The sequence below is a fragment of the Bacteroidia bacterium genome, from assembly GCA_019695265.1.
In the GTDB taxonomy this organism is placed as follows: Bacteria; Bacteroidota; Bacteroidia; order JAIBAJ01; family JAIBAJ01; genus JAIBAJ01.
The window spans coordinates 1-21,030 of sequence record JAIBAJ010000065.1; the positions used below are offsets into that span (position 1 = coordinate 1).

Annotated in this window: 18 protein-coding genes; 14 read left to right on the plus strand and 4 right to left on the minus strand. The window is 39.1% G+C overall.

The genetic code is table 11. The features are described from left to right. A partial coding sequence (locus K1X82_10115) for a hypothetical protein (protein MBX7182457.1) occupies positions 1–1,592 on the minus strand: 1,592 nt, incomplete at its 3' end. 161 nt (positions 1,593–1,753) lie between these two features. Between K1X82_10115 and K1X82_10120 the strand changes: the two genes are divergently transcribed. The 8 genes from K1X82_10120 to dnaA all read left to right on the plus strand — a co-directional run bounded on the left by K1X82_10120 (position 1,754) and on the right by dnaA (position 10,561). Beyond that, positions 1,754–3,523 carry a Na+:solute symporter gene (locus tag K1X82_10120; GenBank protein ID MBX7182458.1) on the plus strand — a complete coding sequence of 590 codons (1,770 nt, stop codon included), beginning with the start codon at positions 1,754–1,756 and terminating at the stop codon, positions 3,521–3,523. A gap of 49 nt (positions 3,524–3,572) precedes the next feature. Then, positions 3,573–4,487 (plus strand): M20/M25/M40 family metallo-hydrolase, encoded by a 915-nt coding sequence (locus tag K1X82_10125; protein MBX7182459.1) that lies wholly within the window; start codon positions 3,573–3,575, stop codon positions 4,485–4,487. Positions 4,488–4,493: 6 nt separating this feature from the next. After that, positions 4,494–5,501, plus strand: coding sequence for a glycosyltransferase family 2 protein (locus K1X82_10130; protein ID MBX7182460.1), 1,008 nt, complete (start codon positions 4,494–4,496; stop codon positions 5,499–5,501). A 41-nt stretch (positions 5,502–5,542) separates the two neighbouring features. After that, entirely contained in the window at positions 5,543–6,286 is a 744-nt protein-coding gene (locus tag K1X82_10135; GenBank protein ID MBX7182461.1) for a glycosyltransferase family 2 protein, read from the plus strand. After that, the gene (pdxH, locus tag K1X82_10140; GenBank protein MBX7182462.1) at positions 6,286–6,936 is read left to right on the plus strand and encodes a pyridoxamine 5'-phosphate oxidase; all 651 of its coding nucleotides are present in this window, start codon (positions 6,286–6,288) and stop codon (positions 6,934–6,936) included. Before K1X82_10135 ends, pdxH begins: the two co-directional genes overlap by 1 nt. A 7-nt stretch (positions 6,937–6,943) precedes the next feature. Further along, complete coding sequence (locus tag K1X82_10145; protein MBX7182463.1) at positions 6,944–7,975, plus strand: glycosyltransferase family 9 protein; 1,032 nt, start codon at positions 6,944–6,946, stop codon at positions 7,973–7,975. Between the two features lie 84 nt (positions 7,976–8,059). Further along, a complete protein-coding gene (locus K1X82_10150; GenBank protein MBX7182464.1) occupies positions 8,060–9,001 on the plus strand; it encodes a metallophosphoesterase in 942 nt (313 codons plus the stop codon). Between the two features lie 123 nt (positions 9,002–9,124). Beyond that, positions 9,125–10,561: a chromosomal replication initiator protein DnaA gene (gene dnaA / locus K1X82_10155; protein MBX7182465.1), complete on the plus strand. Its 1,437-nt coding sequence runs from the start codon at positions 9,125–9,127 to the stop codon at positions 10,559–10,561. A 726-nt stretch (positions 10,562–11,287) separates the two neighbouring features. Here dnaA and K1X82_10160 read toward each other — a convergent pair. Next, entirely contained in the window at positions 11,288–12,475 is a 1,188-nt protein-coding gene (locus tag K1X82_10160; protein ID MBX7182466.1) for a 1,4-beta-xylanase, read from the minus strand. Positions 12,476–12,534: 59 nt separating this feature from the next. Here K1X82_10160 and K1X82_10165 point away from each other — a divergent pair, with 59 nt between their 5' ends. Then, positions 12,535–13,680: a cysteine desulfurase gene (locus K1X82_10165; GenBank protein ID MBX7182467.1), complete on the plus strand. Its 1,146-nt coding sequence runs from the start codon at positions 12,535–12,537 to the stop codon at positions 13,678–13,680. 4 nt (positions 13,681–13,684) lie between these two features. Continuing rightward, positions 13,685–14,530 (plus strand): aminotransferase class IV, encoded by an 846-nt coding sequence (locus tag K1X82_10170; GenBank protein ID MBX7182468.1) that lies wholly within the window; start codon positions 13,685–13,687, stop codon positions 14,528–14,530. 165 nt (positions 14,531–14,695) lie between these two features. Here the strand turns inward: K1X82_10170 and eat are convergent, their stop codons facing one another. Together eat and K1X82_10180 are read right to left on the minus strand one after the other, a co-directional pair. Then, entirely contained in the window at positions 14,696–16,015 is a 1,320-nt protein-coding gene (eat, locus tag K1X82_10175; protein MBX7182469.1) for an ethanolamine permease, read from the minus strand. A gap of 33 nt (positions 16,016–16,048) precedes the next feature. Further along, positions 16,049–16,318, minus strand: coding sequence for a DUF167 domain-containing protein (locus K1X82_10180; GenBank protein ID MBX7182470.1), 270 nt, complete (start codon positions 16,316–16,318; stop codon positions 16,049–16,051). Between the two features lie 158 nt (positions 16,319–16,476). Between K1X82_10180 and rplS the strand changes: the two genes are divergently transcribed. From rplS to K1X82_10200, 4 genes are all read left to right on the plus strand, one after another. Next, entirely contained in the window at positions 16,477–16,839 is a 363-nt protein-coding gene (rplS, locus tag K1X82_10185) for a 50S ribosomal protein L19 (protein MBX7182471.1), read from the plus strand. A gap of 152 nt (positions 16,840–16,991) precedes the next feature. After that, positions 16,992–18,920: a 1-deoxy-D-xylulose-5-phosphate synthase gene (dxs, locus tag K1X82_10190; GenBank protein MBX7182472.1), complete on the plus strand. Its 1,929-nt coding sequence runs from the start codon at positions 16,992–16,994 to the stop codon at positions 18,918–18,920. 10 nt (positions 18,921–18,930) lie between these two features. Further along, positions 18,931–19,848, plus strand: coding sequence for a hypothetical protein (locus K1X82_10195; protein ID MBX7182473.1), 918 nt, complete (start codon positions 18,931–18,933; stop codon positions 19,846–19,848). A 27-nt stretch (positions 19,849–19,875) separates the two neighbouring features. After that, positions 19,876–21,030 (plus strand): beta-ACP synthase (locus K1X82_10200; protein MBX7182474.1); only part of this gene is annotated, 1,155 nt, incomplete at its 3' end.

Below are 21,030 nucleotides of genomic sequence, written 5' to 3' on the forward strand. Positions count from 1 at the left end.
TACCGAAACGGAAGGCCGGATTTAAGTTGAAAGCCAAAATACAATTCGTTGCTGCGCTGAAGTACAGTTTTGGAAGTTCGAGCAGCTACCGATAATTCCAACCGGAGATTCCATCGCCTATTGATCAGGTAGGAATAAGTAAGCTCGAAATACAGCAGATTGGTCCGAAGTCCTTGCCCAACTTTGTTGCCATATTCAAAAGGTCGCGTAGTGTAAGGTTTATACAAATCGCCCCCGTAATTAACACTTCCGGTATCGGCTCCCAAAATGGCATACATCATTTTGGCCTCGATACCATGTTGAGTTTTTTGATATGCCACACGACCAAATCCTTCGATAAAATTGGCACCCAACGGATGTGCCAGCGGTTGACCAAAATGAGCATAGTTTTGTTGAATTTGGTAATGGGTATAAGTGTATGGACGAACATAATTGATTTCGCCCTGATAGAAAAGACCTTTAATTCCGGCAAAATCATATCCTTTAAGTCCTACCTGAAATCCTTGTTTATTGGCCCACCAGCCATTCCAGGCTTTAATTTCTTTGAGGAAAAATTCATCCAATAATATTTGCATATAAAATACCTGACGTTTTAGAAAGCGAACTCTCAAATTGGCCCCCAATAAGGCATTGTCAGAAGAACCCAAACTGTACTCAACCGGACGAAAGAAAATAAAAGGATTCAGGTATTGGATATCGAATCCCCTGGTGCTGCCATCCTTGTTTTTGCCTTCCCATACAATAGCTTCGAATAGTCCGAGACTGGCATGTTTTCCGACCAATAAATCGAGGTAATGAATGGTGGCATATTTACTGGAGAATTGGGAAAAATTTCCATTGCTTCCGGTAATATCGGCCATTCGAGTGTATAATACCCAATACCGTATTTTCCAAAAATTCACATCCAATTTCAGGTAATTGTAGTTATTGGCATTGTAGCTGAGGAAAAGAGAACGATATCCATCACCAATAAAATGTTTTCCATGCCCCAAACTGGCAGTGAAAAACGAAACCGGCTTATAGGCGAGGTAACCATTTAGGTTGTAGGTGTAGGCAGCAGAAGAACTTCCAAAGGCATAACCTAAACCCGGGATAACCTGTTTTTGCTGAATGTAATTTTGCAAGTAAACAGGGTATTTGCCTTGATAAACAGCACCTTGTAAATCGATAAATACTTTGTTTTTATGTTGGGCCCGGAGGTTTAAACCAGCCGCAAAAGAGTGAAACAATTGGGTTTTACCACCACCTTTCCCGGCAGATATACCCAGGTCGAGAATCGGATTTACTGTTATGGCGGAGTTGGAATTTGCTTTTCCCAACATATTGCGGCTCAAAAACCAATCCAATGATTTGTCCCAGGCTTTTGGAAAACCTTGTATGGAGTCAATGCTATCGTATTTGCCTTTCGGGAAGTCGGCAATGGAATAGGGCAGGGTGGAGGTATGCATTCGGCCATTGGTATAGGCGTACTTTTCAAATGCAAATAAATAGGTATTCGATTTAGGAATTTGGAAAGATTGAGCAACTACCTGATTTCCGCATATTAGAAGCCAGATAACAAGCCATAAGGGGTAAGGTAGTCGGTATACCAAGGTTGATATTTGAGTACAAAGAAAACAAATAATTGGGGTGAAAAGTTGTTCAACCAGGTTAGGATTGGATTTTCAATTTACAAAACAGTGTTGGTAATTTAAAAAAGTAATTGGGTGGCGGTTTGTTAAATTCGGTAAATCGCTGCAAATACGAATGTAAAATGATTTTATCGACACTGGATTTCCTGATTATTGGCGCTTATTTACTATTATCGCTAGGAATAGGATTGTATTACAAGAACCGGGCGGGGAAGAATTTGAGCGAATTTTTTTTGGGTGGAAGAAATATGCCTTGGTACATTGCCGGATTAAGCATGGTTGCCACTACCTTTGCCGCCGATACTCCTTTGGCCGTTGCCGAATTAGTTGGTAAATATGGAATATCAGGGAATTGGTTATGGTGGAACATGTTATTGGGAGGAATGTTAACCACCTTTTTCTTTGCAGGCTACTGGCGAAAATCGGGAGTATTGACCGAGGTAGAGTTGATCGAATTCAGATATGGAGGAAAACCTGCTGCATTTTTGAGAGGGTTTAAAAGTATTTACCTGGGACTGTTCATGAATTGCATGGTTATAGCCTGGGTAAACGTAGCGATGAAGGCTATTTTAGAAATATTTTTCAATATTCCTTCTTCCGAAGCAATGCTTTATGTTGCCGGAGCTATGCTGTTAACGGCCTTTTATTCGTCCATCTCCGGATTTTGGGGAGTGGCAATTACCGATGCCATACAGTTTTTTATAGCCATGGCAGGTTGTATCATTTTGGCCATTATGGTGGTTAATTCCGATAAAGTGGGAGGTATTGATGGATTAAAAGCCGGATTAGCAGATAAACCTTGGGCTTTGGAGTTTTTTCCTTCCTTAGAATCGGGGAATGCTTCAGGTGTAGCCAAAACCTTAACCTTGGGAATAGGATCCTTTTTAGCTTTTATGAGCATGTGGGCATTTAGCTGGTATCCGGGAGCTGAACCGGGAGGAGGAGGATATGTAGCTCAACGTATTATGAGTGCCAAAACGGAAAAAGATTCTATTATGGCAACCTTGTTTTTCCAGGTAGCACATTATTGTTTACGTCCCTGGCCCTGGATTTTGGTAGGATTGGCTGCAGTGGTTTTGTATCCGGATTTACCGGAGGCCGAACTAAAAAATGGGTATGTTTTAGCTATGAAAGACTTTTTACCCAGTGGATTAAGGGGTTTGATGCTGGTAGCCTTTTTTGCAGCTTATATGAGTACTATTTCAACCCAACTAAACTGGGGAACGAGCTATATTGTGAATGACTTGTATAAACGATTTATTAAATCGGAAAACCAATTTGAAAACTCTGAATTGGCAGAGAAACACTATGTAAAAATGGGAAAAGTATTTACCTTGGTAATTATGATAATTTCCTTATTTGTTAGTTCTAAAGTGGAGAGTATTTCGGCAGTATGGAGCTTTATTATGGAATGTGGTGCAGGTCTGGGATTGGTTTTGATGTTGCGTTGGTATTGGTGGAGAATTAATGCATGGAGTGAATTAGTGGCTACTTTGTCTCCCTTTTTATTTTATGGTATTGCCAAGTATGGTTTGGATTGGGTTTTCCCGAATTCATTTTTCTTTACAGTTGGCGGAACCACCGTTTCATGGCTGTTGGCTACCTATTTAACTCCGCCGGAAAAAGAAAGTGTGCTAAAAGCTTTTTTTGACAGAGTAAGGCCGGGAGGATGGTGGCCTTATGACGATGAAAAGGCCATAAATCCGGGATTAAATCTAATGTATTTGTTTATTTGTTGGGTTTCGGCAGTGGCATTTACTTACAGTTCCTTGTTTTTCTTTGGAAAGTTTCTTTTTAAAGAATACAATCAGGCAATAGTTTGGTTAGGCATAGCCTTGTTTAGCGTATTTGTATTAAATGCCTATATTAAAAAGGCAAAAATTTTGGAATAGATTAAAGACAGATTGGATGGTGAAAGCTGTAAAACTTTAGCTTTGCAGCATGGATTTGCTACGCACACTTTGTTCCATTCAGGCTCCTTCTGGTGATGAATCGGCTTTAACTGAATTCTTACTTCAGTATATTGAAGACCATAAACGAAACTGGAAACACAAACCCAAGGTTTACCACGGAGGATTGTTGCAAGATGCAATTGTATTAAGTTTTGGCAAACCCCGTACTGCCATTTTTGCCCATATCGACAGCATAGGCTTTACAGTTAGATACGGTAATCAATTGGTAAAAATTGGTGGTCCGGTAACTGATAATGGAATTGTTTTGGTTGGTAAAGATTCGCAAGGAGAGGTTGAAGTTACTTTGAATACTCCGGAAAATGCCAAATTTTTTCAATTTGATTCGACTAGAGAAATAGATCGTGGAACCAATTTAACTTTTAAACCTAATTTTAGGGAAACAGATGAATTTGTTCAATGTTGTTATATGGACAATCGTTTAGGGGTTTATAATGCCCTGAAAGTAGCAGAAAGTTTAAAAAATGGCTTAATCGTATTTTCTTGCCGGGAAGAACATTCGGGAGGAAGCACAGCCTATATAGGAAGATGGATTGCAGAGAAGTTTAAGGTACATCAAGCTTTAATTTCTGATATAACCTGGGTTACAGAAGGAGTGGAACATGGGAAGGGGGTTGTAGTTTCGATGCGGGATAGCGGTTTGCCTCGTCGTACATTTTTAAATAGAATTATTGATCTGGCAAAAAAATCAGGAATTCCATTCCAATTGGAGGTAGAAGGTTCGGGAGGAAGCGATGGTATTGAATTGCAACGGAATTCGGACTCCTGGGAATGGTGTTTTGTTGGTGCGCCGGAAAGTAATGTCCATTCTCCGGATGAAAAAGTGCATCAGGATGATATTCAAAGTATGATTGAACTTTACCGTTGGTTGATGAAGGAGTTGTAAGGACTGATGAAACGGGTTGCCATTGTTATTCTTAATTGGAACGGAAGGAATCATTTACAAACCTTTCTTCCATCGGTAATTGCGCATTCACTTGCCCTTGCCGATATCTTTGTAATTGACAATGGTTCTACAGATGATTCAATAAGCCTGATCCAATCTGAATTTCCGGAAGTACAACTAATTCAATTGAAAGCTAATCATGGCTTTACGGGGGGATATAACCGGGGAATGAAGATGATTCAAAACGAAATTTCGGTTTTATTGAACTCCGACGTAGAAGTGAGCGAAAATTGGATTGAACCCATACTTGCTTTGTTTGATCAGGACCCCAAAATTGCTGCTGTTCAACCCAAAATATTGTCTTACCTGGAAAAGGACTCCTTCGAATATGCCGGTGCCGGTGGAGGATTTATTGATTTTTTGGCTTATCCGTTTTGCCGGGGAAGACTTTTTGAAAATATTGAAAAAGATTTAGGACAATACAATGATATTCGGGAGATTTTTTGGGCAACCGGTGCTTGTATGTTTGTAAGAACTTCTTTGTTTAATGACATGGAAGGGTTTGACGAAGATTTTTTTGCTCACAATGAGGAAATAGATCTTTGCTGGAGGATGAAAAACAAGAATTGGAAAGTTGTTTATTGTGGACAAAGTCAGGTTTACCATTTGGGAGGAGGAACCTTGCATAAAAGCAATCCGCATAAAACCTTCCTTAATTTTCGGAACAACCTAACCATGCTGATCAAAAACGATAGATCCGGATTCTTGTTTTCGAAATTTGTTCTTCGATTAATATTAGATGGTGTGGCCGGATTGGTGTTTTTATTAAAAGGAAGTTCAAAAGATATGGTAGCTGTTGTAAAAGCCCACTTTTCTGTTTATAAAGCATTGGATACAATTCTCGAAAAAAGAAAAAAATGGGGAAAAGAAAGAAAGCAATTAAAAGAAATCTACCTTCATAGCATTGTTTTTGAATCTTTTATCCAGGGAAAAAAGAAAATTGAAATTAAATAAACTATTACTTTAATAAAAGGAATATAAATTACTAATTATTAATGATTAACAATAAAAAAGTGGTTGTTGTGATGCCTGCATACAATGCTGAGCAAACCTTGGAAAAAACCTTGAAGGAGATTCCAATGGATATTGTGGATGAGATTGTACTGGTGGATGACCACAGCAAAGATGGTACATCTGCATTGGCAAAAAGTTTAGGTGTACATCATGTTATTCGACACGACAGAAACAAGGGCTACGGTGGGAATCAAAAAACCTGTTATAACAAAGCTTTGGAATTAAATGCAGACATAGTTATTATGTTGCATCCGGACTATCAATACACTCCTTTGTTGATTACCGCTATGAGCAGTATCATTGCCAATGGGTTATACCCGGTGGTATTGGGTTCCCGAATTTTAGGAAAAGGAGCATTAAAAGGTGGAATGCCTATGTATAAATATATCTTCAACCGCATGCTAACCTTGTTTCAAAATGTACTGATGAACCAGAAGCTTAGTGAATACCACACCGGTTATCGAGCATTTTCCAAGGAAGTGCTGACGGGAATTTCATACATGAAAAATTCGGATGATTTTGTATTTGACAACCAAATGCTTGCTCAGATTTTCCATGCCGGTTTTGAAATTGCCGAAGTAACTTGTCCCACTAAGTATTTCGATGAGGCCTCCAGCATTAACTTTAAGCGTTCTTCCATCTATGGCTTAGGGGTATTAACGGTTTCTTTGAGATATTTTTTAGATAAGATTGGGATTGTTAAATCTGATATATTTAAACGATAATGGGACATCAGTCCATATATTCACTTCGCAAACAATACAGTAAACACCGCCTGGATGAAGAGGATTTGAATCCTAATCCAATCAGGCAGTTTCAGTCTTGGATGGAACAGGCTTTAGCTGCAGAATTGGAGGAGCCTTACGCTATGACCTTATCAAGCATAGGTTTGGATGGATTTCCGGATTCAAGAATTGTTTTACTTAGGAAGGCAGATGAAAATGGGTTTACCTTTTTCACTAATTATGATTCACAAAAAGGAATACAAATTCAAAAGCACCCCCAGGTTTCCATTAATTTCTTTTGGGCAGGACTAGAACGACAAGTAAGAATAAAAGGTACTATTCGAAAATTAAGTGAAGAAGATTCAGATGCTTATTTTAGTTCCAGACCCAGAGAAAGTCAAGTAGGAGCTTGGGCTAGTCAACAAAGTCAGTTTTTAGAGAGTAGGGAATGGTTAGAGAAAAGGGTTCAGGAATTAAGTATTGAATTTGAAAATAAGCCGGTTCCTCGTCCAACGCATTGGGGTGGATATTTGGTTGAGCCGGTTCAAATTGAATTTTGGCAAGGTAGACCCAGTCGTTTGCATGATCGCATGCTTTATGTTTTGGATAAACCAAATGGTTCGTGGCAAATTCAGCGATTATTTCCTTAACAAATCCATGCACCATCCGCCCAAAATTTTACTTATTCAAACAGCCTTTTTGGGTGATGTAATTTTAGCCACGGCTGCCATTGAAAGCATATTAATAGAACTACCAAAGGCTGAAATTCATTTTTTGCTTCGGAAAGGAAATGAATCTGTTTTGCAAAATCATCCCAAATTGAAGAAAGTTTGGGTGTATGATAAACAAAGAAAATTGGCTGATTCATGGCGGTTGGTTCAAGCATTTAGGAAGGAGAGGTTTGATTTTGTATTTAATTTTCATCGTTTTTTTTCTTCCGGAATTATTACTGTGCTAAGCAATGCCGGATTTACAGCCGGGTTTACCAAAAATCCGCTGTCCGGGCTTTTTTCCAAACAGGTGGAACATACTTTAACCTTTCCATTAAAAATGAATGGGAAGTACTTGCATGAAATTGAAAGAAACCACCAAGTGGTAGAAACCTGGAGGAAGTTTAACTTAGCCAAGCCCAAACTCTATCCTTCTGATTCGGATAGGGAAAAGGTGCGGGACTGGAAGGGCAAGAAATTCATTACCATGGCACCGGGTTCGGTTTGGCCTACCAAGCGTTTGCCTATTGTTAAATGGGTTGAATTGATAGAAAAATCTCCAAGAGAATATGAAATAGTGCTTTTAGGATCTCCAACCGAAAAGGAATTGTGTGAAGAAATTTACAGACTAACCAAAAAGAGGGGAGGTGTGCACAATTTGGCCGGGAGTTTAAGCATTTTGCAATCTGCAGTTTTGCAGAGTTATGCCGAAAATAACTATGTGAATGACAGTGGGCCCTTGCATATGGCTTCTGCCATGGATGCAGCAGTTACAGCTTTCTTTCTGAGTACCGTGCCTGAATTTGGATTCGGCCCCTTGTCAAGTCAATCAAATATTATTCAGGTTAAGGAAAATTTAGAATGCAGGCCATGCGGAATTCATGGGTTTAAGGCTTGTCCCAAACAGCATTTTCGATGTGCTTTTAATATACAACTAGATTCGGAATTATCCAAAATAACCGAAAATATAACTTATTGATTATTAGGTTAATAAAATATCTTATTAACGCCTTGTTGACACTTGTTTGTTAAAAACTTATTCTAAATTTGCCTAGGTATACAAATGTCACTAGGTTCATTTTCCCGTAGAGGATTTTTAAGGAGTACAATTGCTGCAGGAGCGGGATTGGCTATGTCGGGACTTATACCGTCAGAGCTTTGGGCAGATACCTCTTTAATTAGACTAACGATTTTGCATACCAACGATGTACATTCTAGGATAGATTCCTTTCCGGCTACTGATCCCAAGTTTCCGAACATGGGTGGTGTTGCTCCCCGTGCAGAACTAATTAAGAGGATACGAAATGAGGTGCCGCATGTTTTGCTATTTGATTCTGGAGATATGTTTCAGGGAACTCCTTATTTTAACTTTTACAAAGGAGAATTGGAAATTAAGTTAATGAGTCAAATGGGGTATGATGCCGGCACAATTGGCAATCATGATTTTGACGCAGGAATAGATGGATTGGAAAAACAATTAGTTCATGCCACATTTCCCTTGGTTTCTTCTAACTATGATTTTTCCGGAACAGTAATGGAAGGCAAAACACTACCTTATTCTATATTTAATAAAGGTGGAATTAAAGTTGGTGTGTTTGGACTAGGGATTGAATTGGATGGATTGGTAGGGAAAAATATGTATGGAGACACCAAATACCAGGAACCAATACAGAAAGCCAATGAAATGGCCGGTAAATTAAAAAATGAACTAGGGTGTCATTTGGTTGTTTGCCTTTCGCATTTGGGATTTTCGTACGACAATTCCAAGGTTTCAGACAAGGTATTGGCCAAAAACACCCGAAACGTGGATATCATTTTAGGAGGTCACACCCATACTTTTTTAGAAAAGCCTTGGGTTGAAAAGGATCTAGATGGCAAAGAAGTGATGATTTGCCAAGTAGGTTGGGGGGGGATAAAGCTGGGTAGAATTGATTGTCTGTTTAAGGCAGATGGACGTCTGTTAGACAAAAACTACACAGAGAAAAATATTTTTAAAAAACAATAGTCAAACCATTTTTTTTTGAACTTTTTTGTTGGAACATTTGTCCTCTCGAAAGAACAAGACCCTCGAAATAATCAATAGCCTAATAATCAATCGTTTAACATAACATTTCATTAACAATCATACATGGAAAAAAACTTTCAGCAAGTTTGGGATAATTGCCTTCAAATTTTTAAGGACAATGTAACGTTTCAAGCCTTCAAAACCTGGTTTGAACCGATTAAGCCCATTAAGCTGGAAAACAATGTATTGACCATTCAAGTGCCATCTCAGTTTTTTTATGAGTGGCTAGAAGAGCATTACATTGTCCTTTTGAAGAAGACAATTAAAAAATTGTTAGGAGCAGAAGGCAGGCTTGAATACTCCATCATCATGGAGAATGGATCATCGTCCAAAAGTCCGGCAACCATTAACTTGCCGGCTAGCAATCAAAACAGTACCAAAAATCCGCTCGTTTCAATGCCTTTGGATTTGAATGCCGGTGCCATACGCAACCCATTCATTATTCCCGGACTGAAAAAAGTAAAAGTGGAATCCCAACTGAATGCCAATTATTCTTTTGATAATTTCATTGAAGGCGATTGCAATCGCTTAGCGCGCAGTGCCGGTTATGCTGTTTCAGCAAAACCGGGTGGAACTGCCTTCAATCCATTATTAATTTATGGAGGTGTTGGCCTTGGTAAAACCCACTTGGCACATGCTATTGGTCTGGAAATCAAAGAACATCACCCCAATAAGACTGTATTGTACGTTTCAGCCGAAAAGTTTACTCAACAGTATATCGACTCGGTTAGAAACAATAACCAAAATGATTTTGTGCATTTTTATCAAATGATTGATGTACTTATCATTGATGATGTTCAGTTTTTTGCCGGTAAAGAGAAAACTCAAGATGTGTTTTTCCAAATCTTCAACCACCTGCATCAAAACGGTAAACAAATCGTTTTAACCAGCGATAAGGCACCGGTTGAAATGCAAGGTATGGAGCCACGCCTGTTAAGCCGTTTTAAATGGGGCTTAGCTGCCGATCTTCAAGTGCCTGAGTTGGAAACTCGTATTGCTATTCTTCAAAAGAAATTATATCTGAATGGAGTTAGCGATATGCCTTATGAAATTATTGAGTATTTGGCCTACAGCATTACTACTAATATTCGCGAACTTGAAGGCGCACTTACTTCTTTATTAGCTCAAGCTACCTTAAATAAGAAAAATCTAAGCTTGGATTTGGCCCGTGCCATGATCGACAAGTTTGTTAAAAACACTGCCAGGGAAGTTTCAATTGACTACATTCAAAAAATTGTATGCGATTACTTTAACCTGCCAATGGAACTTTTGAAAAGTAAAACAAGGAAAAGAGAAGTGGTTCAGGCTCGTCAAATTTCTATGTATTTTGCAAAAAGTTTAACCAAATCCTCTTTGGCAACCATCGGAATGCATTGTGGCGGTAAAGACCACGCTACCGTTCTTCATGCTTGCAGAACAGTTAATAATCTTATTGATACAGACAAACGTTTCAAAGGGTATATTACAGAATTGGAAAAGAAAATTGCTATTGCCAATTAATTTATTCCTTTCCATTAAAAAGGTGAAGTTCGTTAGGATTTCACCTTTTTTTTTGCCCAAAATTCCCTATTCCAATTGAAATGCTTGACTTCTATTAACCATTTCAGGAAGGTTTTACCATGAAGCTTTCTATCCAGGTATGCCGAAAATATCAAGAATGACCAATCAACTATTCTTAAAAATACGTTTTATGCGGGCCCCCTCCGCCTAACCATCTTTTATTCAACCCAAAACAACCTGCATGGCGTTCGGGTCACGCTTTCGGCTGTAGTCCAAGCCCACTCCGCTAAACGCTGCGTTGGCTTGGAGCTACTTGCCTCTATCGTTGCCCGATTCCAAATCTCGAAGATTTTTTTAACCCAACCTGAAACGGTATCTAGTTGGCTACTGCAAAAAGACCTTGCTTCAAACTTTTGTTCAATTCTAATGTATAAATAGCACCTTTAGGTATTACTCCTTCCTAAATTCGGACATAGCTGATACATTTGGGGCTTGCACCCTCGGGCAACGATTGAGGCAAGTAGCCCACAGGACACCTACGGCGTTAGCCTAGGGGGACGAGGACTACAGCCGAAAGCGTGACCCGAACGCCCATGCATTTTCTGAGGGCTTACATGATATTTGTTAGGGCGGAAGGGAGCCCGCCAAATAAAGTCAGAAAATTATTGATTAAAAATAAGTAGTAAGTTGAAAAACTGCAATTGAAACACCCATTGACGAGCCCAATTAATGGTCAGGTTCAGGTTGAGTAATGGATTTAATAAACTCCACTTCTTGATTAGAGAAAGCGCTGCCATCCGGTCTGAAAATGTCGTGAAACCAAATTTCAGGTTCTTCATTTTCCCGGTAATTTTTTTTGCCCCAGGGATAAATAGTATTGGTTTTTCCATATACCAAACCCCAATTTAATGCACTAATTCCATACTTTTTAAGCATTGGTAAAACTTTCTCAAAGGTATTGCCGCCGGTAAGTCCGCCGAGGGCCTTGGTACGTGCCATGTATTCGCTACAAATCAACGGACGATTGGTTTTGAGCGCTTTCTTGATAGTTCGGGCCACCCCTTTGGGAGAAGCATAGGTATGAAAAGATACAATGTCGGAATTTTCAATTAGAAACCGGGTAATTTTTCGTCCATAGGGCAGGGTAGAAGGGAGGTAAAATCCTGAAGTAAATGGCTGAATAGCATTGGATTGTCTGGCCCACACAAAAACCATTTGAAGCAAATCCATTTTGTAAAAAGGCCGGGCATTTCCAGGTTCATTATATAAATCCCAAATTGCAATTCGTTGATCGTGAGCAAAATGATTAAGTATGTCTTTTATATATTCTTCGAGTAGAATAAATAATTTAGGATTTCGGGTATTTTGCAATCCGGGATCACGTAACCAACCTGAATTATGATAAGGTTTGGGTTTGGGTTGAATTCCAATTTGAGCATCTTCATTCCAACAATCGTCAAAAAAAACAAACATGGTTTTTAGGTGATGTTGATGCGCCAGAAATAAGAAATTCTCCATTCGTTGTTTAAATCCGTTTCGATCTATTTCCCATGCTTTGTGATGTAGGAAAACCCTTACCATTTTAAACCCCAGTCCATGTGCCATTTCCAATTCCTTGTCAATAATTTTTGGATTGTAGGTTTCTGCCTGCCACATTTCGAGCTGGTTAACTGCATAGCTTGGAATGAAATTACAGCCCGCCATCCATCCGTTTTGGTTTTGCCAATTTTGAGCTTTTTCCTGATCCCATCGAGCCAATTGTAAACAGTTTTTTTTGGTTGATACACAGCCTGAAAAGGTAAACAGAAGGAAGGTAAAGCCAAGGGAAAGGCCAATTATAACAGAAGAAGCATTAGTTGAACAGGTAGAATAGCGCATTTTACAAAGGTATTTTTTGTATCCAGATTGGTTCATGATTTAAAACAGGAAAAAAGTTTTTCTAATTCCTTCTACCTTTGCTTCAAATTTTTAGAATGCAAGTTTACCTCGACAATGCAGCTACTACGCCATTAGATAAGGACGTGTTGGAAGCAATGCTACCCTATATGACTGAACATTTTGGGAACCCTTCCTCGATACATAGTTTTGGAAGAAAAACCAGATCTGCTATTGAACAGGCCAGAAAGACGGTAGCATCGTATTTACAGGTATCTCCATCAGAGATTTTTTTTACTTCGGGTGGAACAGAGGCTAATAATACTGCCATTCAAGCCAGTATCTACGATTTAGGTATTACTCATGCTATTTCCTCCCCAATTGAACACCATGCTGTTACCCACACATTGGAAGCTATGGAAAAAAGAGGGGTAATAAAATTGAGCTGGGTTAAAATATTGCCTTCCGGTCATGTAGACTTAGACCATTTAGAGGAACTTCTTGCAAACAACGATCGCAGTTTTATTTCATTGATGCATGCCAATAATGAAATTGGGAACTTATTAAATTTGAAGAAGGTTTCGGAGCTTGCTCAACAATACCAAGCCATTTTGCATACCGATACGGTTCAAACCATGGGACATTATGGCTTTAATTTACAAGATACCAAGGTTCATTTTTTAAGCTGTGCTGCTCATAAATTTCATGGACCTAAAGGAGTTGGATTTTTATATGTTAATTCGGAAATAAAAATAAATCCTTTGATTTATGGTGGAGCACAAGAACGCAATATGCGTGGCGGAACCGAAAATTTGTATGGGATTATTGGACTCGCAAAGGCCTTAGAAATTGCAAATAGCCATTTGCAAGAGCATATCGACCAGATTAGCGGTATAAAAAACTACATGATAGAGCGATTGGAGGCGACTTTCCCCGATATTAAGTTCAATGGTGACGCTAAAGGAAGGTCCTTGTATACCGTTTTAAATGTTTCCTTGCCTCCGAGTGCTAAAGCAGAAATGTTATTATTTAGTTTAGATATAGCAGGAATTGCTGCATCAGGAGGATCGGCCTGTAGCAGTGGTACAGAAATAGGTTCTCATGTTTTACGGGCTATTCAGGTAGATCCAGCCAGACCTTCCGTACGATTTTCATTTAGTAAATTCACCACTAAAGAAGAAATTGACTATACCGTTGAGCAACTGGCAAAAATTTACGAAATTGAACCAATAGCTTATTCCTAGGTGCATGATTGTAAGTGAAAACGGCGTTTTATGTCCGGCTACCAGTGTTCATTTAGGATTAACCAACCGCGCCTTTCGCTATGGTGACGGTTGTTTTGAAACAATACGTTTGGTGGATGGAAAAGCTCCCTTTTTGAGTTATCATGTCAATCGACTTACCGAAACTACAGATATGCTCAAGTTAGAATTGCCTGGCTTTTTCACCCATGACTATTTGCAAAATCAAATTCAAGAATTGGTTAAGGCCAATTCAATCGAAGCAGGTGGGTATATTCGAATGACCATTTTCAGGCATGATGGAGGATTTTATCAACCAGGGTCAAATACTACTTCCTTTATTTTAGAAGCCTACTCGTTGGAATCCAGGCTTTTTGAATTCAATTCCAGAGGATTAAAATTGGGGATTTACCGGGAGATTCCAAAACCAACTGGCCCCTTATCGAATTTTAAAACCAATAATTCATTGGTATATGTACTAGCCTCGATTTTTGCCAAGGAGCAAGGTTTTGATGATTGTTTATTGGTAAACGATCAGGGTAATTTGGTAGAATCCACCAATTCCAATGTTTTTATGGTATTGGATGGGGAAATTGTTACCCCGCCTTTGTCAGAAGGTTGTTTGGATGGTGTTGCCAGAAAAGCCCTAATCCATCTTTTACAAAAAAAGGGGTTTTCAGTTTTCGAACGACCTATTACACTAAGTGATGCCCAAACTGCCGAAGAGATAATTGTTACGAATGCTGTGCGTGGCCCACGTTGGACCTATGGAATTGGTTTGGGGAACAATGATAACTGCCAGGAGTGGACCGAATTACTCAATGAGGAAATTACCAGAATAATGGCAAATTAGGGTCTTTCATGTTTCCAACTTTTTAAGCAAACCTAATGGGTAATTTCTCCAAGGCTGTTTTGCAAACTATTCTTAAGAATCTAAGATTAATTTCTTCTGAATTTACTCTAACAGTTATCGTTTAGTTGCTTTAAAATAAAAACCTAGTTTGTTTTGGGGAACAATCTAAGCTTCGAATTGCTTTTTCTTCGTGAGCAAAAACAAAATAAAACCACCTGCCATTAAGCCTATAAAGATTAGAAATAGGTAAAAGTAACTAATTGCCAGAGCAGTAAGAGCTGCAATGGAAATGAGCAAAGCTATTCCCGGAAAAACGGGATAAAATGGAACCCGGAAAGGTCTGTCTAGGTTCGGTTCTTTCTTTCTTAACACAAATAGAGAATAGGTTGCAATGGCATACATGGTTAAGGCACCCATGGTGGCGATGGTGATGATATTTCCTGTTTCACCTGTAAATAGGGTTAAAATACCAATACCCATATTAAAAACCAAGGCATTGGCCGGCGATTTGAATTTAGGATGGATTTTTCCTAACCATTTAGGAGCATTCCCGGAGCGGCCAAATTCGAAAGTAGCTCTTCCTGCGGCTAATAATAAACCATTGAAAGAAGCCACAAACCCAAAGAGTCCGATCAAAACTAAAAGATGATAAAGTAAACTTCCATCGCCGGAAACAAATTTTAAGGCCATTGGCAAGGGGCTATCGCTGGTTTGAGTATGTGAAGAATCTGTGTAAACCACCGATTCCCAGCCTGCAATACCAACTGCCGAAAGAAAGGTAAGACTAGCCAATACCAATAGCGTGATGATTGCTGATGTAAAACCTTTGAGTATATTTTTTTGAGGATGAATGGTTTCCTCGGCCACATTGGCTATACCTTCCAATCCAAGGAAAAACCAAATAGCAAATGGCACTGCACCAAGCACTCCGGTCCAGCCATTTGGAAAACTATTTTGAGTAAGGTTTTCTAATTTAAAATGTGGTAAAGTAAAGCCCGAAAAAATCAAAAGTTCTACTACTGCTAAAATGGTAATAAACAATTCGAAGGTAGCAGAGGCCTTAACACCTGAAATATTGAGTAAAGTAAAAACCAGGTAGCAGCCAATGGCAAAGGCAATAATTGGAATATCAGGAAACCAGATATTAAAGTAGGCACCGAGTCCGTAGGCAATTGCTGGAGGAGCAAAAACAAACTCAATTATTTGTGCCAATCCGGCTGCAAATCCCCAAAATGGTCCCAGCGCTCGTTGTGCGTAATCAAAGGCCCCTCCGGCTTTGGGGATAGCACATGCTAATTCAGAGTAGGATAGAGAAAAGGTAAAATACATAACCATGATAAAGAGAGTGGCAATACCTAAGCCAAGCGTTCCACCTTCCTTTAATCCTAAGTTCCAACCGAAATACATGCCGGAAATAACATATCCAACCCCGAGTCCCCATAACATAACGGGACCTAAGCTTCGTTCCAAATGCGGTTCTGACATAGTTTTTAATATTGGTCAACAAAGAAAACAGAATTAAGCTTTGGATTTGAGCTCCTCCAAAAACTTTATCACTTCCGGGGTGGCTTCCAGTTCAATGGTTTTAATCTTGGAGGTATGTCCGGATTTAATATGTACCTGATTTTTCCTAATTCCTAGAATTTCTGCCAAATAACTAATAAGGTATTCGTTGGCTTTCCCATCAATAGGCAAGGCTTTAATTTTTAATGAATACAATCCCTCCGGAAGGTATTCAAAGGAATTTATCCTGGAACCCGGCTTTGCCTTAATTCGGATGGTATACATAAGTGGGTTCAAAAATAAGTAAGCAAATTGGAATGTAAATTACAAATGAAGGAAAGCCTCTATTTTGTCAACAATTTACTACTTGAAAAAATAATTTAAAATATTTGCAAAACAAACCAAAAAACTCAGTAAGTTTGCACCCCAAAATTTTCGAGAAGATGGACTTCATTAAGAACTTACAGAAAGAATTGACTCCGGTAAAGGAATTACCAAGTTTTAAGGCTGGTGATACTATTACTGTTAGCTATAAAATTGTAGAAGGAAACAAAGAGCGTATTCAGGTTTTCCAAGGAGTGGTATTGCAACGCAAAGGCACCGGAACTTCAGAGACTTTTACCGTGCGTAAAATTTCTGGTGGAGTAGGAGTAGAGCGTATTTTTCCGGTAAGCTCTCCGTTTATCGATAGTATAGAGGTTAATAAACACGGTGTTGTTCGTCGCGCCAGAATTTTCTATCTTCGTGAGCGTTCCGGTAAATCTGCCAGGATTAAAGAGAAAAAATTCGCCACAGTTGCGAAATAATTTTTATGACATAGTTGAGCCCGATCTTTTCAAAGGTCGGGCTTTTTTTTTGAAAACATTTTGAAAACCTCCCCGGGTCTTTATAGATTTTTGACATTTCAAAGGATTTTTTTCTATATTTTTGCGGCTTATTATAACCCCCCACAGTTGAAATGGATGAGATAAAGGCTGGACCCCTACTTTCGCAAATAACCTATCCTGCCGACCTCCGGAAGATTAAAGAAGAAGACCTGCCTCAGGTTTGTGATGAATTAAGGCAATATATAATTGATATAGTTTCTGTTAAAGGTGGTCATTTTGGCGCCAGTTTAGGCGTGGTTGAACTTTCAGTTGCTTTACATTATGCTTTCAATACACCTTATGATCAATTAATTTGGGATGTTGGCCACCAGGCTTACGGACACAAAATGCTCACCGGAAGAAGAGAAAACTTCCATACCAACAGACTTTATAAAGGTATTTCAGGCTTTCCAAAACGCAGTGAAAGCGAATACGATACTTTCGGTGTTGGACATTCCTCCACCTCTATTTCTGCCGGTTTGGGTATGGCAGTGGCCAGCCGTTTGCAAAAAGAAAAAGATCGTCAGCACATCGCCGTAATTGGTGATGGGGCCTTAACAGGAGGACTTGCTTTTGAAGGACTCAATCATGGTGGAGTTGAAAACAGTAACCTTTTGGTGATTCTGAATGATAATTGCATGAGCATCGACCCTAATGTCGGCGCACTTAAAGATTATCTGACCGATATTACTACCTCTCCATCCTATAATAAATTTAGAGATGATGTTTGGTATTGGCTAGGAAAAATTTCCAAATTCGGACCCAATGCCAGGGAAATTGCAGCTAAAGTTGAAAATGGACTAAAAGCAGCCATGCTTCAACAAAGCAACTATTTTGAATCGTTAAAATTCAGATACTTCGGTCCAATCGACGGACATGATGTAAAACACCTTTCTAAAGTTTTAAAAGATTTACGTTCTATTCCCGGACCAAAAATCCTTCATGTTCTTACGGTTAAAGGAAAAGGATATAAACTGGCCGAAGAAGATCAAACTCTTTGGCACTCTCCGGGACTATTCAATAAAGATACCGGCGAAATAATATCGGTAAAAAGTGCTAAACCTCAACCTCCAAAATACCAGGATGTTTTTGGAAATACCATGGTTGAACTAGCTGAACTGAACCCTAAAATTGTTGGTGTAACACCGGCTATGCCTTCAGGTTGTTCGCTTAATATTATGATGAAAGCAATGCCTGATAGAGCTTTCGATGTAGGTATTGCTGAACAACATGCAGTAACGTTTAGTGCCGGAATGGCAACTCGTGGATTGGTTCCTTTTTGCAATATCTATAGCACTTTTATGCAAAGAGCTTATGATCAGGTTATTCATGATGTGGCATTGCAAAAACTTAATGTGGTATTTTGTCTTGACCGAGGTGGATTGGTTGGAGCTGATGGAGCTACTCACCATGGAGCTTTCGATTTAGCCTATTTCCGTTGTATTCCTAATATGGTGGTTTCTGCCCCTATGAATGAACAGGAGCTCCGAAACCTCATGTATACCGCTCAATTGCCCAATCAAGGCCCCTTCAGTATTCGTTACCCTCGTGGTAATGGGGTTATGGTGGATTGGAAAACTCCATTTGAAGAAATTACCATTGGAAAAGGCCGAAAATTGAAAGATGGTGATGATGTTGCCATACTTTCTCTTGGACACATGGGAAATTTGGCGGTAGACGCTATCCAAAAATTAGAAACTGAAGCCTATTCGGTCGCTCATTATGATATGCGTTTCGCTAAACCTATCGATGAGGAATTATTAAAGGAAGTTTTTACTAAATTCGATAAGGTTATAACCTTGGAAGATGGTTGCTTGCCCGGAGGTTTCGGTAGCGCAGTCTTGGAATTTATGGCCGATAATAATTTCCATGCCAAAGTAAAACGGTTGGGAATTCCGGATCGATTTGTAGACCATGGAACTCAGCAAGAACTTTGGAATGAATGCGGATACGATGTGGCTGCCATTGTTCAAGCCGTAAAAGAGTTGGTCCCTGAAAAATCTCAAGCATTAGCTGGATAATTATAATAAATTGAAATACAGGTTAATAATAGCAGTTATTTCATTTTTAACATTCATCGACTTGTCTTGTAAGAAAGACAATGAAATTGTTGAAAACAACCAGGTTCCAACCTACACCGGAGTGTCTGATGTTTTAATAGAAAACTATGTTAACAGGGTTTTTATTGATTTAATTGGTCGTGAACCCCTAGATGCTGAAATGGAATCCGAAGTAGCTCTCTTAAAGGAAGATACTTTGTCTAAAGCAGCTCGTGAACGCTTAATTATAAAACTTCAAACCGACACTAACTTTATCCAAGGGGATAGCTCCTATCAAAAGGCCTACTTTCATCAATTATATGAAGGCGCCAAAGCCAGAATTCTGGAAGGAGCTTCAAACGACGAAATAAATGAAGTGCTTGGACCGCTGGAGTTCGCCTACTACGAAGATTCCATAAATGGTGACTATGCAGCCGCTCAATTGGTAAAACACGAAATAAATAAATTAAAGCTTTTACTTAATTCCGGATACGCCTACAGACAAGGTCTAATCGATATCAATGGCTTTTATTTTAGAATCCTTAATAATGCCATTTATGATCAGATTAATATGAATACTTTTAACCTGATTAGGGCTAGCTTCGATAACCTGTTTTTTCGATATCCTTCCGATACCGAATTTAATATTGGTTTTGATATGGTTGAAAATTCTATGTCAGGTGTGCTTTTTGGACAACCCGGTCAAAACAAAGATGACTATTTGAATATTCTCACTCAAAGCAATGAGTTTTACGAAGGTTTGATTATCTACGCATATCGTACCTTACTTGCCAGAGATCCCAATCCTGCCGAATCCTATAAATTACTTCAAGAGCTAGGCTCTAATAAGGATTACCATCAATTGGTCAGATCAATTATGATGACCGACGAGTACGCTCATTTTGATTAGCACAACACCGGTTTACTCCAATTGAAAATGTCAGTTTATATTCATTCCGATAGCATAGCTTCTCCCTTAGGTATTGGATCGGAATTAAATTTTAATCGGGTGCTGAATGGAGATTCCGGAATTAAAAAGCATCATAATAACTCCATTTCCTCTACTCCCTTTTTTGCTGCTGTAGTTTCTGATGAACTACTTTGCCAAAGCCCCGGTTCTAAAATAAATCCAAAACAATGGAGCAATTTTACCAAGCTGGAGAAAATGCTACTGCTTTCCATAGAAGATGCTTTAAGTGCTTCAACTATCCGGGCAAATGACTCCAAAACAATTTTAATATTTACTACAACAAAGGGAAATATTGATTTGTTAACCAATGGTTTATCTGGAAATGTTTTTCTATTTAAATTGGCTCAGAAAATTGGTGAAACCTTGGCGAATCCTAACCCTGTTTTGACCGTTTCTAATGCATGCATTTCCGGACTTTCCGGACTAATTGCCGCAAGCCGATTAATTAATTCCGGAAGATTTGATCATGCCATTGTTTTTGGTGGTGATTTGGTTTCTGAATTCACTTTTTCCGGTTTTACTAGTTTTAAGGCTATTAGCCCGGAACCATGCAAACCTTACGATCAAGCTCGCTTAGGTATCAATTTAGGAGAAGCTGCAGCAACCCTGGTGCTTTCCAAATTACCTTCTCCGGTTTCATTGCTCAATGGGGCAGTTTCAAACGACGCAAATCACATTTCCGGCCCCTCTCGTACAGGCGAAGGATTGCAAATTGCTATTAATCAAACGCTTAAATACAGCGGAGTAAGCCCCAATCAAATTGGATTTGTTTCCTTGCACGGAACTGCCACTTCTTACAACGACGAAATGGAATGTCAGGCCTTAAACGCCATGCAACTGGAATCAATACCTTCACATAGTTTAAAAGGTTTTTTTGGTCATACCTTAGGGGCTGCCGGATTAGTAGAATCTGCACTTTGTGTGCAAATGTTGAAATCCGGAAAAACAATTCCCTGCCATGGGTTTTCTGAACCGGGTACCACTTTACCTATGAACATCGAAACCAATTCAGGGCTATTGAAAGGTGATTATATTCTTAAAACTGCTTCCGGATTTGGTGGGTGTAATGCTGCCATCCTCTTGGCAAAATCACAACCCAATCCGACCGATTTTCATCCTATC